Source organism: Flavobacterium sp. A45 (assembly GCF_002001005.1).
Lineage (GTDB): Bacteria > Bacteroidota > Bacteroidia > Flavobacteriales > Flavobacteriaceae > Flavobacterium.
In genome coordinates this window covers 1-14,622 of the sequence record NZ_MUNX01000106.1, presented here as the reverse complement: position 1 = coordinate 14,622, position 14,622 = coordinate 1, and the positions used below count along the sequence as shown (strand labels likewise).

Genomic DNA, 14,622 nt, shown 5'->3' with positions numbered 1-14,622 from the left:
AAATTTTGAATTTTATTCTTTATTTTGAGTTGTAAGCAGTTATAGCCTCTTTTAAAATATTGACAGCACTGATTAAATCTTCTTTTTTCAAAACATACGCAATACGAACCTGGTTTAGACCTACACCTGGTGTTGAATAAAATCCTGCAGCTGGCGCGATCATTACCGTTTCGCCGTTTAATTCGTATTTTTCTAAAAGCCATTGTGCAAAATCGTCTGCATTATCAATAGGTAATTGAGCAATGCAATAAAAAGCAGCTTTTGGAGACTTTACGATTACACCATCTATTTTGTTCAATTCACTAATCAAAATATCTCTTCGTTCTTTATATTCAACTATTACTTCGTCAAAATAACTTTGAGGCGTGTCTATTGCAGCTTCGCAGGCAATTTGTTCGATTGTTGGAGGGCATAAACGAGCTTGTGCAAATTTCATTGCAGCCGCAATAACTTCTCTGTTTTTAGTTACCATACAACCAATACGTGCGCCACACATACTGTATCTTTTAGAAACCGAATCAATCATGATTACATTTTGCTCGATTCCTTTTAGATTCATTACAGAAAAGTGTTGGTCTCTTTCGTCATATATGAATTCACGATATACTTCGTCAGCTATCAAAAACAAATCATATTTTTTAACCAATTCTCCCAGCTGATTAATTTCAGATTCAGAATATAAATATCCTGTTGGATTGTTTGGGTTACAAATTAAGATAGCTTTCGTTTTTGGCGTAATTGCTTTTTCAAATTCTTCAATTGTTGGCAACGTAAATCCACTTTCAATATTAGAAATTACAGGTACAACTTTTGCACTTGATTCTTCTGAAAAAGCACTGTAATTAGCGTAAAAAGGTTCAGGAATAATGACTTCATCTCCTGGATCCATGATGCTTCCAAGAGCAAACAAAAGTGCTTCAGAGCCGCCAGTTGTTATCATTATGTCTTCATAGTCTACTTTTACATCTTGTTTGGTGTAAAATTGGGCTAGTTTTTTTCGGTAACTTTCGTAGCCCGCAGAAGGGCCATATTCGATAATGTCTAAATCAATGTTTTTTATCGCTTGGATAGCAATTTCCGGGCTTTTTATATCGGGCTGTCCAATGTTTAAATGATAAACCTTATGTCCCTTTTTTTTAGCTATGTCTGCATAAGGAGCCAATTTTCGGATTGGCGATTCCGGCATTCTTCGACCTCTGATTGAAATTTCAGGCATGATTGTAAAATTTGAGGTGCAAATTTGCAATTTATTTTCCAAAATTACTGTAAACTAGGTGTCTATTTTGTTGTTTTTCATTGATTATTATCGTATAATTGAGTAATAATATAGAAATATAACTAAATGAAAAAAATATGTTTATTTTTTCTTTTATTAATATCAATAACACCTGTTTTTGCTCAGGATGGTTTTGTATTTGACAAGGGAATCGATAAAGTAACAGTGCCCATGGTTTTGATTAATAATTTAGTTTTTATCCCAATAAAAGTAAATGGGATAGAGTTGAATTTTCTTTTGGATACCGGTGTTGAGGAAACTATTCTTTTTAGTTTGGAAGATAATCCTGATGTCAAATTTTATAATTCCGAAAAAATTACCTTAAGAGGTCTGGGCAGTGAGGTCGCTATTGAAGGCTTGAAAACCACCAATAATATTTTGGAGTTGGAGGGTATGAAATCCCATCATCAACTTGTTTATGTCATTCTGGATGAAAGTTTCAATCTGTCTTCACAAATAGGAATTCCTGTAAACGGTATTATTGGATATCAGTTTTTTAAAGATAATTTGATTCGTATAGATTACACAGGAAAGAAAGTGATTATTTATAAAAATGATGAAGCAAATCGGAAAAAGTTTGAAAAGAAATTCAAAGTGACGCCAATTGCCCTTGAGAGGCTTAAGCCCTATTTAATAGGTAATGTTGTTATGAATGAATCAGATGTTAATGTGAAATTATTGATCGATATTGGGAATAGTGATTCGATTTGGCTTTTTCAAAATATATCGGATCAAATTAAAGTGCCACCCAAAAATTTTGATGATTTTTTAGGAAAGGGCTTCAGTGGTGATGTTGAAGGGAAGAGAGCCAGAGTTCCTGAGTTTTCATTTGATAGATACGATTTTAAATTTCCTATTGTTGCATTTCCTGATTCCAGTTCCATAAAAAGTGTCCGCATGGTCAAAAATCGAGTTGGTTCTGTTGGTGGCGAAATTATGAAACGGTTTTCGGTGATTTTTGATTATAAAAATGAAAAGCTGTATTTGAAAAAAAATTCCTATTTCAAAGATCCATTTACTTATAATAAGAGTGGTGTTGAAATAAAGCACAATGGTTTACAATGGGTGCAGGAAACGGTGACTTTGGAAACGGTTCCATTGTCAGGAGTTGTGACATTTGATAATAACGGAAAGAATATAACGAATGATTTTAAATATAAGTTTCAACTCAAACCGGTTTATGAGATTGCCAACATTCGAAAAAAATCACCAGCTGCAGAGTCTGGTTTGCAAGTAGGAGATGTAATTATTACTGTAAATAAAGCACCAGCGTATCGATATTCATTGCAAAAAATAAATGAAATATTTAAATCTGAAGACGATAAATGGATTTATTTGGAAGTGGAACGAAACAATCAAATATTAAAATTTGCCTTCCAACTTCACGATATTTTATAAAAAAAACGCTTTTAAAAATAAAAGCGTTTGGTTAAATCGTCTAGTTCATGAGAACTTCTCCTTTAATTTTTAATGGCACCCGACCTTCTTCATAGTTTACCGCATTGGTCTCCAAAGTAATGGTTTTACGGATTGGTCCAGGAACCATATTGTATTTTATGTCAATTCGGTCTGTTTTCCCTGGTGCAATTGCTTTGCTAGGTTTGTACAATACCGTACAGCTTGCAGTGGATTGAATACCAGTTATGCTCAACGGTGCATCACCACTATTGGTAAATGTAAAGCTTCGAACACCATTGTCACTTGATTTGTAGACTTTTCCATAATCAACAGTATTTTCAGCTTGAAGAATGTTGATTTTTGGACCACCTTGAGCAAAGCTGATGTTGCTCAAAAATAGCATTATGACAATAACTTTTATATTTTTCATATTCATAGTTTTTTTGTGGGCATAGTAAATATAGTGTCTTTTAATTAATGCACAATTTTTTATTTCCCTTTTTATACTGTGCTTAATTATTTACTTTTGTCCTTTGTATGAATATCAAAAATCAAACCAAAGATTAAAAGGTTTATTTTTTTAATCGATTATTTTCTTAATCAATTAAACTGAAATTCAAATTAACGATTAAACGAATCCACATAAAAATGACAATTCCTGCACAATTTGACGCCAAAACCATTGAAAATAAGTGGTATGATTACTGGATGAAAAATAATTACTTTCATTCGAAACCAGATCACAGAACACCATATACCATCGTAATTCCGCCTCCAAACGTAACTGGAGTTTTGCACATGGGACACATGCTGAATAACACGATTCAGGATGTTTTGATTCGTCGTGCGCGTTTGAAAGGGTTTAATGCCTGCTGGGTTCCAGGAACGGATCACGCTTCTATTGCGACTGAAGCTAAAGTGGTTGCCAAATTAAAATCAGAAGGAATCAATAAATCCGATTTGAGTCGTGAAGAGTTTTTAAAACACGCTTACGATTGGACTGATAAATACGGAGGAACAATTCTGGAACAGTTGAAACAATTGGGTTGCTCTTGTGATTGGGACAGAACAAAATTCACTATGGATCCAGATATGTCGGCTTCTGTAATTAAATCTTTTGTGGATTTATACAACAAAGGGTTGATTTATCGCGGTTACCGAATGGTGAACTGGGATCCAGAAGCAAAAACAACTTTGTCTGACGAAGAAGTTATTTATGAAGAACAACAAGGAAAATTATATTTCCTAAAATATAAAATCGAAGGCTCAGATGAGTTTCTGACAGTAGCTACTACACGTCCAGAGACTATTTTTGGAGATACAGCAATTTGTATCAATCCAAATGACGAACGTTTTGCTCATTTGAAAGGAAAGAAAGCGATCGTGCCAATTTGCGGTCGAGTAATCCCGATTATCGAAGATGAATATGTTGATGTTGAGTTTGGAACTGGATGTTTGAAAGTGACTCCTGCTCACGATATGAATGACAAAACGTTAGGTGAGAAGCATAATCTAGAAATTATTGATATTTTTAATGAAGACGCTACTTTAAATAGTTTTGGATTGCATTACCAAGGGAAAGATCGTTTTGTGGTTCGTACCGAAATTGCAAAGGAATTAGAAGAAAGTGGAGCTTTGGCTAAAACTGAAATTCACCTGAATAAAGTAGGAACTTCTGAAAGAACCAAAGCGGTAATCGAACCTCGTTTGTCTGATCAATGGTTCCTGAAAATGGAAGATTTGGTAAAACCTGCCATTAAATCTGTTTTGGAAGATGGTGATATTAAATTGCATCCAGCACGTTTTAATAATACGTATGCGCATTGGTTAAATAATATTCGTGATTGGAATATTTCTCGTCAATTGTGGTGGGGGCAACAAATTCCAGCTTATTTCTATGGCGATGGAAAAGAAGATTTCGTAGTTGCTGAAAACATCGAAGATGCTTTGGCGTTAGCCAAAGAAAAAACTTCTAACTTCTCACTTCTTACCTCTGACCTTAAACAAGATGCAGATGCTTTAGACACTTGGTTTTCTTCTTGGTTGTGGCCAATGTCGGTTTTTGGTGGAATTATGGATCCAGAAAGTGAAGATTTTAAATACTATTATCCGACAAATGATTTAGTAACTGGGCCGGATATTTTGTTTTTCTGGGTTGCGAGAATGATTTTTGCTGGTTATGAATATACAGGAAAAAAACCTTTTTCAAATGTGTATTTGACTGGTTTGGTTCGTGATAAACAAAGACGTAAAATGTCTAAATCTTTGGGGAATTCGCCAGAACCATTGGAGTTAATTGAAAAATTTGGTGCCGATGGTGTTCGTGTGGGATTGCTTTTGAGTGCTTCTGCAGGTAACGATATTATGTTCGACGAAGAACTGTGTAACCAAGGAAAAGGTTTTACTAATAAAATTTGGAATGCTTTCAAATTAATAAAAGGATGGGAAGTTTCGGATTCGATTCTACAACCGGAATCTTCTAAAGTGGCAATTGAATGGTATGAAGCCAAATTGCAACAAACACTTTTGGAAATTGAAGATAATTTTGAAAAATACAGAATTTCTGACGCTTTGATGGGAATTTACAAATTGGTTTGGGACGATTTCTGTTCTTGGTTTTTGGAAATGATTAAGCCTGCTTACCAACAGCCAATCGACAGCGTAACTTTTGCGAAAGCGATAGAAATGCTAGAAAATAATCTTAAATTATTGCATCCATTTATGCCGTTTTTAACGGAAGAAATTTGGCAGCATATTGCAGAGAGAACGACAGAAGAAGCTTTGATAGTTTCGACTTGGCCAGAATTAAAACCGTTTGATGCTAAATTAATTACAGATTTTGAAAATTCAATTGAAGTGATTTCGGGTATCAGAACGATTCGTAAAGACAAGAACATTCCGTTTAAGGATGTGATTGAATTGAAGGTAGTAAACAATGATAACGCTTCCACTTATTTTGATTCGGTAGTAACCAAATTGGGTAACATTACTTCATTGGAATATGTTTCGGATAAAGTGGATGGCGCTTTGTCTTTCCGTGTAAAATCGAATGAATATTTTATTCCAATTACCGGAAATATTGATGTCGAGGCTGAAATTGCAAAACTAACCACTGAGTTAGAATATACGCAAGGTTTCTTGAAATCGGTTCAGAATAAACTTTCGAATGAGAAATTTGTGAACGGTGCGCCAGAGAAAGTTCTAGCAAACGAAAGACAAAAAGAAGCAGATGCATTGGCAAAAATTGCTACTATTGAGCAGAGTTTGGCTGGATTGAAATAAAAGTCATTTCTTCTAAAAATAAAAAATCCCAATTCTGAATTTTTTCGGAATTGGGATTTTTTCTTGATTTATAAATTCGATTTGATCTTTTCAATTACTTCGGTATATACCGCATCCGATAAGTACTTTTTTTGTGGATTCATTTCGAATACAGTTCCAAAGCCGTAACCTTCTTTGTATTTAGGTACGATGTGAACATGTAAATGCGAAAGCGTATCGCTGTAAGCACCATAATTAACTTTGGTAGGATTAAAAGCTTTGGCGATTGCTCTTCCAACAGTAGCTACATCTTCAAAAAATAAATTGCGCTGCTCGTCGCTTAATTCATAAAGTTCGATACCGTGATCTTTGTAAACCACATTACAACGACCGGAGTATGATTGCTCTTTGAAAAGGAAAAGCTGTGACACTTTTAAATCGCTTATTTTAATCATTAATTGGTTTAAAGTATCGTTGTTTTGGCAATACAGACATTCTGAAACTGGAGAGGACATGTTTATTTGGTTTTTAGTGATGGGCTAGTTAGTTAATTTTTAAAAACATCTTGTAAATGTAGTTTTTTCTTAAAAAAACAAAAACTTTTTCTGTATTTCAAAAAGATGAAAGGAACAGAAAAAGTTTTTGAAAAAAAAATGAAAAGCTTAACTAATAGTTTTAGAATTTGTATTTCAAACTTGTCATAAATTGTCGTGGAGCGATTGGATTAATACTGTAGTTTTCGTGTGCAGTATAGTTCAATTCATCTGTTATGTTAGATAGTTTACACAAGATTGAAATTTTTTTCCAAGTATAACCAGCAGATAAATCGATAGTCGTGTAGCTTTCCATTGGGATGTCTCTGTCGTTAATGGTTTTAACACCAGTTGTAGGATTAATTACAATTTGGTCATTCCAGCCTCCAAGTCGGTCACCAATATAATTTCCGATAGCTCCTAGAGAAAGGCCTTTTAATACACCGCTTGGCAATGTGTAGAAAAAGCTTAAATTGGCTGTGTTTGCTGGAGTCCTTACTAAACGATCTCCTTCTATAAAACTGCCGTTTAATCCTGATGTTTTAGAATAGCGCATATCGTTGTAGCTATAACCAGCAATTATGCTAAGTCCTTCGGCTGGTCTTGCTGTAATATCAATCTCGATACCTTTACTTTTTGTTTCGCCACTCAATGTTTTAATATTGGTATCTGTATTGTTCGATCCGTCAGCTTTGAATTCGGCAGTTTGGGCTAAATTACTGTTTGTAATTTGGTAAACAGTAATATTGGTACTCAAAACTCCTTTCCAGAAATCTTTCTTAATCCCCGCTTCGTATTGATCAATAATAGAAGGTTTTATGGGCTGTAAATCAACCGTTGTTCCTGTGTTTGGAGTAAACGAATTCGAATAGCTTGCAAATAAAGACATATCTTTTGTTGGTTGATATACTAATCCAATTTTTGGAGAAAATGCATTGTCTAATTTTTTTGCTCCTTCACTAACTGTTTTTGGGGTTTTGGTTACATCGTGTGTGTCTGCTTGAGATTCTTGCCACGACCAACGAATACCTGCTAAAACTTTAATTTGTTCCGTAAATGAAATCAAATCTTGCGCATAGATTCCGAAACGGTTCGTATCAGTATAAACAATTCGGGTGTTTACTGCTGTTGGTTCATCTGTTCGTTGAGTTGCAGGGTCAAATGTGAAGATGTTAACAGTGTCGTAATTTGCTGGAGTAAACACATAAGTGTAAGCTGTTGCAAATGAATTTTCCCAGTCTGCTCCTGTAAATAATTGGTGTTTAATACTTCCTGTATTGAAGTTTCCTTGCAGACTTATTTGATTACCAACGATCTGTTCTAAGTTTTTATTTTGTCCTAACGGTCTGCTCCATGTTCCATAAGGTACAGTTGCTGGCAAGATTTGCATACGCTCCGTTCCTTTTGATTCTCTATCGTAAGATTGGAAAGAACTATTGAAGTTTAATTTCCAATTATCATTGAAATTATGATTTAATAATACAGAAGCACTAGCGGATTTTGTCTCTCCATTAGACCAAAGTGCACCATAATAGTTGTTGCGCGGAACATCTAAAATTTCTTTTCCGATAACTCCAGTTCCAAAATCAGGAGTCCAATATGCTTTTAAATAATCTCCTTGTACTGTAATTTGCGTTTTATCACTTACATTAAAAAGGAATGATGGGTTGATGTATAAACGTTCGTTTTTTACAACATCTCTAAAACTTTCAGAGTTTTCATAAGAACCATTAATTCTGTAGGCAATGGATTTATTTAAAGGCCCGTAAAAATCGAAAGAAGGTTTATAATAGGCGTAACTTCCTATCTGCATTGATATTTCCCCACCACTTTTGAAAGAAGGCGTTTTAGTAACTAAATTCAGGATTCCTCCAGGAGCAACGTTTCCATATAATAAAGCAGAACCGCCTTTTAGAAATTCTACTTTTTCCAGACCAGAAACATCGGGAATAGAACCAGCATTGTAGCGGAAACCATTTTTAAACATATTGTTGGCAGACATGTCATAACCTCTTGAGAAAAAAGATTCTTGTGCTCCACCACGGGCCGAACCTACATAAACACCATTGGCATTTTTTAGAACTTCACTTAAACGGATAGCTTGCTGCTGTTCGATTACTTCTGAACCTATTACTTGTACACTTTGAGGCGTGTCCATTGGTTTTAATCCAGAACGTAATGCCGAAATTGGTTTTTGATGTTTATTCCCAGTTATGATAACTTCACGTAAAACCTCACCTTTTCTTCTTTTAACGGTATCGTTAGCCGATTTTATGGTGTCCGAAGAAAAATAGTAGATGTCCTTATTATCATTTGAATTATTAGTATTACTTGCTATTTCTTGCGCTTGGCTGCTGAAACAGAATGCAATGAAGGTGAGGGGGAGTAAAATATATTTCATGTCGTTTATTTGGAATAATTAAAAATAACAGTGCAAATATAAAACCTCATTTTTGATATCACAACTTATTTAGACTAAATATTAATAATATTTTTGTAAATATTTAACTGTTTGTTTTTCAATTTTTTACGGGTATTGAAAAGTCTTTGAAATGATTTTTTGTGGAATGAAAATGCTAAGGTGATTCATTTTACTTTTAAAAAATGGGCAGTATCATGTCTAAGAATAGGTTGATAAGACAGTTTTGTCAATTTTTTTCGTTCTAAAAATCATTACAGTTATTTTTTTAAAAAAAAAACTAAAATCGTGTCTTGAATTTTTTAATTCTAAAGTTTTTTGATTTCACTGTTTTGCCATCATCGGTAATCAGGATACAGCTGTAATCAGGATATTTGTCGAGCAAAAGCAATCCTTCTTTTTTTCCTAGAATCATTATCGATGTGCTCAGTCCATTGGCAGTTTCGGCATTTGGACCTACGACGGTAACACTGCAAAGACCGGTCACAGGATAACCGGTTGAAGGATTTATAATGTGAGAATAACGTTTACCATCGAAAACAACAAATTTTTCATAAGAGCCAGAGGTAGTAACCGCACCTTGAGTTAGCGGAATTACGCCTAAAAGCTCATCGGGATGAAAAGGATCTGTAATACCGATTTTCCAAGGTTTTCCGTTGGGTTGTTTCCCCCAAGTGCTCATATCGCCAGTACCGTTTACAATTCCGGATTTGATTCCTTTGGCAAGCATCATTTCTTTGCATTTGTTAGTTGCATAGCCTTCTCCCAAAGCACCAAATCCAATTTTCATGCCTTTTAGCTTCAGGAAAATGGTCGATTGCACACTGTCCAGAATAATGTTTTTATAACCCACTTTTTCGACCGATTTTTTTATGGCTTCCGCAGATGGCATTTCGGTCATCGAGCCGTCAAACTTCCAGATTCTGTCCATCGCAGCAAAGCTGATGTCAAAACCTCCATTGGTGATTTCAGAAAATCGAATCGCTCTTTTCGTCAATTCAAAAACCTCTTTATCTACTTTTACCGGACGGATTCCTGCATTTTGATTTACTTCGGATATTTGAGTGCTAGGTTTCCAATCGGATATTAAATATTCTATGCGGCTAATTTCAGCAATAACTTCATCAATGCTTTGTTCTGCCGAAAGGGAATCTTTGGCTACAATTGTGATATCGAATCGACCGCCCATCAGCATTGTAGTTCTTTTTCGTAATACTTGGCTGTTGCAAAAACTGCAAATGATTAAAAAAAGAAATAGGAATTGGTTTTTGGTTGTCATATTACAATTTAAAAGTATCAATTTGTCATTTCTGTAAAATAGAATATTTACATTAATAGCAATCAGTCAACACTTGACCTTTGGCTTTATAATCTGAAATAGTCGAAGATGTTTGAAAAAGAATATTATCAAGCACAGTTTCAACGTCTTTTTGCATAGCAAGTGAACCGCAAATCATTACAATTCCTCCATTCGTTAATAAATCGATAAAAAAAGCAGCGTCATGCTTTATTAAATCCATTACATGTTGATGCTCCTCTTCTCGGGATAAAGCCAAATGGAAACTTTGAAGCTGTTGTTTTTCAATCATTTCATTGGCGAATTTTTTATAACCTAAAACAGTTTCTGTCGCTCTTCGAAATCCGCAATAAAAATGAATTTCTGTTTTTTTCTTGTTTTGCTGCAGCATTCCCAGAAAAGGAGCGATGCCGGTTCCGTTTGAAATTAACGCTACTTTGGATGCTCTTTTTGGGAAATGAAAAGAAGGGTTTTTAATGATTCTTGCTTTTATGACTTCCCCAGGTTCGAGATTATATAAATAGCCTGAACCTAAACCAGAAGGATGCAGTTTGATCGCCAATTGTATATTGCCATTGATATTTCCGATGGAGTAGAGTCGCTCACGAGGATCGTTTGCTGGATAAATAGCCAGTAAATCTCCTGAATCAAATTTGGTAATTCTATTCGTTCTAAGCGTGACCAAAAATGTAAATCCATTCACCGAAATTGCAGTTTTGTTCAATACTACCATTTTTTCCAAATCTTTGGGTGCGTCATTGTATATTGATGGGACAGTGGAAAGCGGGATTCCAGTTTTGGCACTCCATAATTTTACCCAATTAACAAACTCTTCGGCAGATTTATCGTTTACAGTCTGCAGTTCTAAAATACGTTCTGCCCAATTCTGTTTTGCTACTAATACATCAATATCACGTGCATAGCCACAAAAATCAGTATAGGCTTTTGAACCAAATCCGACCACCGAAACTTTGATTTTTTGCTGTTGTTCGTATTGGTTAAGCAGTTCTGTAAATTTATTCGCATTCGAAGGAGCATCTCCTAATCCGTGGGTTGAGGTAAAAATGATAAGATGTTCCGCTTTTGGATATATCTTATAATTATTCAATTCCGCAATAAATACTTTTTCTCCATAAGCCATCAATTGTTTGTGAATGGCATTGGCAAATCTGAGTGTGCTGCCGTTTTCGGAACCTACCAATAAAATAAATTTGCTTTCTTCGGCTTTGAATTTGTTTTTAATTCGGCTTGATCTGCGTTTTAAAGTCATGGCAAAACCCGAGTAAATAAAAAATAGTATATTCAAACTCGCAATTCCTAAAATGAATGCCCATAACATATTTGTACGGCCTGTGTGCAAGTCAAGACTCAAGTTTGATAGAAGTGTTGTCATCGGAAAAATTTTTTCGCTGACAACTGCACCAGTTACCTGATTGACTTCGATTTCGCGGTCTTTTAATCTAATGATGTAGTATTCCTCTGGATCGTCTGAAAAAGGGAATTCAATTTTTTCGGCATTAGCCAAAAAGGTACTTTTAAAAACAGAAGTATTTAGTTCTTTCTTTGAAATGTTTTCGGTTATTTCGTTTTTTGGTTCAGAATCTTTTTTTGGCATGAAAAAATTAAATTTTTCCAATGTCAAATACGCTCCTGACAGCGCAATAATCAGAATCGGAATCAGTGCCAACCGACCTAAAACCACATGATAATATTGAGCGAAATTGTCTTTCATGATTTTAGAAAAGAAATTGCGCAAACCTCTTTGGCGGTTAAGAATCAGAGCAAAACCCGAAATAGAAATCAGCACTAAAAGAAACGATACAAAACCAACAATAAATCGTCCAGTTTCTTTGAGAAACAAAGAACGGTGAAGTGCCGTAGTCCATTGAATAAATTCACTTTTTTTAATGGGTGTGCCTAATATTTTGCCAGTTCTGGGATCAATATAAGCGTTGACATCATTATCGTCTTTGTCGATACCCTGCAGCGTTACAAACTGATTGTGGTCGACTGTAATTTCAGTTATTTCAGGATAGGTTTTACGCAGTATCGGCAAGGTTTCCTCCAGCGTTATTTTTTCGAAATTTACCACACCATAAGACGGTAATTTCTCCTGAATGGCATCGACTGCCAGTATTGTTCCAGTTATAGATACCAATACTAAAAATACAGCAGAAAATACAGCCAGAGTCAAATGTATGTAACGCCAAAAAGAAAGAGTCATTGATGTAATTTATTTTGGGAATTATTTGTTTTAAAAAAAATCTGCGAAATCTAAGTAAAATATTAGCACGCAGATTTTGCAGATATATAAGTTGAAAAGTTACAGTTTATTTAATCTTACATAGCGGATGTATCCTTTACCATCTGTTTTTGCACTAATTCCCTCTGTGGTTAAGGGAATTTCTAAATCAGTTACATAATACTTTTGGTCTTCAACCGCCGATTCGAATCTTAATTTATATCCTTTGTTGATTTTAGAATCTTCAATTTCCAATGTAGTGATACTGCGGTCTCCGCCAGTAACCGAAGCTCCTGTTTTGGCACTGATATCCGTTGGCTTTTTAGAATAGAATTTATGCCATTCTTTTAATGTTTTGTACCATTTTTTATCGTCACCCATTACATAAAGTGTTTTGTCATATTCGCCTTTTGCATTTATAAGTGAAACTACGATATAAGCACCTTCGCCCATATAATTGGACATTTGGAGCATGCATTTGTATTTACTGGTTTGTGCTGTGGCTTGAAATGATGAAAGGCAGATTACTGCAATCAGGCTTATTTTTAATATTGACTTCATATTGAGTTATGAGTTATGGATTATGTGTTTTGTGTCGTGATTTAAGCTAATAACTAACCGTTAGTCACTAAAAAATATTATTTTAAAAAATCTATGGATACTTTGTTTTTTGTTAAAGACTCATTTTCATTTGCCAAGTCGAATGGAGTCTCATTAAAGTCAGTTGTAATTTCTTTTTTGGCACCAATTGAAAGCAGATATTTTAAGATGGTGTCGTTTTTGGAAATCATTGCCGCTTTGTGCAAAGCAGTTAAACCGTCTTTGTTTTTTGCATTAACATCTATATTTAGATCAGCAATCTTCTTTAGCAAATTTAAATCGTTTTTTGCTACTGCGAAATGATAAAGTGTGTTTCCGTCCTTTTGCGGAGCGGCTAAGTTTAATCCTTTATCCTGAAGCAGTTTTATTTTAGCAGTAAATGGGTCTTTTGGTGCATTTGCAGTTTCAGATCCACGGTCCATTCCCATTTGCGGACGATAGGAATCAATTATATAAAATCCTAAATTGTTTCCAACTTTATCAAGCACTTTTACGTCTGCACCTTTTTCTAATAAAAGAGATACAGCTTCGACAGTTCCAGATTGAATGGCTTTTGTTAATGCAGACTCTCCTTTTTTATTTTGTGCATTTATGTTTTTTACGATTGGAAGTAATTGTTCTAAAGTTCCATTCATTTCTCTGCCGGAAGCTGCAATCATTAACGGAGTATTACCGTCATTATCTGCTTTGTTTACATCAATTCCTTTAGAAATAAAGTAGTTAATTATTTCTGTTTGTTTGGCTTTAGTCACAAGAAAATGAAGGGCATTTTGTCCTTCATTGTTAGTTGTTATAGGTTTAAGTTTCAAATCTTCAACCAAGTATTTGTAGGTTTCTAATGTGTTAGCATCTCTTCGGAAACCTTGTGCTGCAAAAATGATAGCATTGTCATTGAATTTTACTCCTTTTTCCAAAAGGGATTTTAATACAACTATGTTTCCCGATTTTGCAGCATAATTAAAGGAGGTATTTCCATAAGTATCTACATCGTTTAAGGATAAACCTTTCGAAATGAAATAATTAGTTAGTGTTTGATTTTTATCAGATGGGATAGCCATAAGTAAAAGGGTTAATCCATCATTATATTTTTTCTTTGGGTCAATACCTGCTTTGAAAAAAGCATCATAAACAGCAGTATTCTTTTGACCACTACTGGCCGCAAATGTTACTGGGATTTCTCCTTTACTGTCTTCTAAATTAATGTCCGATCCTTTTGCAATAAGGTATTCTACGATTTCTAAATTTCCTTTATTGGCAGCCCAGTGCAGATAAATACGGTTATCATGAGTAGATTTATTCACGCCGTTTCCGGGTTGTTCTAGTAAGAATTTTATGGTTGCGTTTGGTGCATCGTTATTGATAGCTATGACAACAGGGTCAAATGATCTGTCATTGGATTCAGATGGATTGTTGCCTTTTGCTATCTCGGCTTGGACAGTCGCTACATCTGGACTTGTTTTCCAAAAGGACTGTTCCAAAAGCGTATTTTTTTGTTGTGCACTCACAAATAAAGAGGCAACTAGGATAAAAGAAATTGAAAATATATTTTTCATAAGTTTAATAAAGGTATAGTAATTATAGAATAGAGTCGATAAG

10 protein-coding genes are annotated in these 14,622 nt (G+C 34.7%); 2 read left to right on the top strand and 8 right to left on the bottom strand.

What is annotated here, in order from left to right:
- Window positions 1-19: 19 nt before the first annotated feature.
- Entirely contained in the window at window positions 20-1,216 is a 1,197-nt protein-coding gene (locus tag B0E44_RS13620; RefSeq protein WP_077376214.1) for a pyridoxal phosphate-dependent aminotransferase, read from the bottom strand.
- A 126-nt stretch (window positions 1,217-1,342) separates the two neighbouring features.
- Between B0E44_RS13620 and B0E44_RS13615 the strand changes: the two genes are divergently transcribed.
- Complete coding sequence (locus tag B0E44_RS13615) at window positions 1,343-2,674, top strand: PDZ domain-containing protein (protein ID WP_077376211.1); 1,332 nt, start codon at window positions 1,343-1,345, stop codon at window positions 2,672-2,674.
- A gap of 40 nt (window positions 2,675-2,714) precedes the next feature.
- Here B0E44_RS13615 and B0E44_RS13610 read toward each other — a convergent pair whose 3' ends face one another.
- Window positions 2,715-3,104, bottom strand: coding sequence for a DUF1573 domain-containing protein (locus tag B0E44_RS13610; RefSeq protein ID WP_077376267.1), 390 nt, complete (start codon window positions 3,102-3,104; stop codon window positions 2,715-2,717).
- Between the two features lie 218 nt (window positions 3,105-3,322).
- On the opposite strand from B0E44_RS13610, the gene B0E44_RS13605 reads away from it, so the two are divergent.
- Window positions 3,323-5,956, top strand: coding sequence for a valine--tRNA ligase (locus B0E44_RS13605; RefSeq protein ID WP_077376208.1), 2,634 nt, complete (start codon window positions 3,323-3,325; stop codon window positions 5,954-5,956).
- Between the two features lie 68 nt (window positions 5,957-6,024).
- Here the strand turns inward: B0E44_RS13605 and B0E44_RS13600 are convergent, their stop codons facing one another.
- The 6 genes from B0E44_RS13600 to B0E44_RS13575 form a co-directional block, all read right to left on the bottom strand.
- Window positions 6,025-6,450, bottom strand: a complete 426-nt coding sequence (locus B0E44_RS13600) for an HIT family protein (RefSeq protein ID WP_077376205.1) — start codon at window positions 6,448-6,450, stop codon at window positions 6,025-6,027.
- Between the two features lie 160 nt (window positions 6,451-6,610).
- A complete protein-coding gene (locus tag B0E44_RS13595; RefSeq protein WP_077376202.1) occupies window positions 6,611-8,869 on the bottom strand; it encodes a TonB-dependent siderophore receptor in 2,259 nt (752 codons plus the stop codon).
- A gap of 298 nt (window positions 8,870-9,167) precedes the next feature.
- The gene (locus B0E44_RS13590) at window positions 9,168-10,166 is read right to left on the bottom strand and encodes an FAD:protein FMN transferase (RefSeq protein WP_077376198.1); all 999 of its coding nucleotides are present in this window, start codon (window positions 10,164-10,166) and stop codon (window positions 9,168-9,170) included.
- 52 nt (window positions 10,167-10,218) lie between these two features.
- Window positions 10,219-12,408: a PepSY domain-containing protein gene (locus tag B0E44_RS13585; RefSeq protein WP_077376195.1), complete on the bottom strand. Its 2,190-nt coding sequence runs from the start codon at window positions 12,406-12,408 to the stop codon at window positions 10,219-10,221.
- Between the two features lie 99 nt (window positions 12,409-12,507).
- Window positions 12,508-12,987 carry a DUF2271 domain-containing protein gene (locus B0E44_RS13580; protein ID WP_077376192.1) on the bottom strand — a complete coding sequence of 160 codons (480 nt, stop codon included), beginning with the start codon at window positions 12,985-12,987 and terminating at the stop codon, window positions 12,508-12,510.
- Window positions 12,988-13,064: 77 nt separating this feature from the next.
- Entirely contained in the window at window positions 13,065-14,579 is a 1,515-nt protein-coding gene (locus B0E44_RS13575) for an ankyrin repeat domain-containing protein (RefSeq protein ID WP_077376264.1), read from the bottom strand.
- Between the last annotated feature and the right edge of the window lie 43 nt (window positions 14,580-14,622).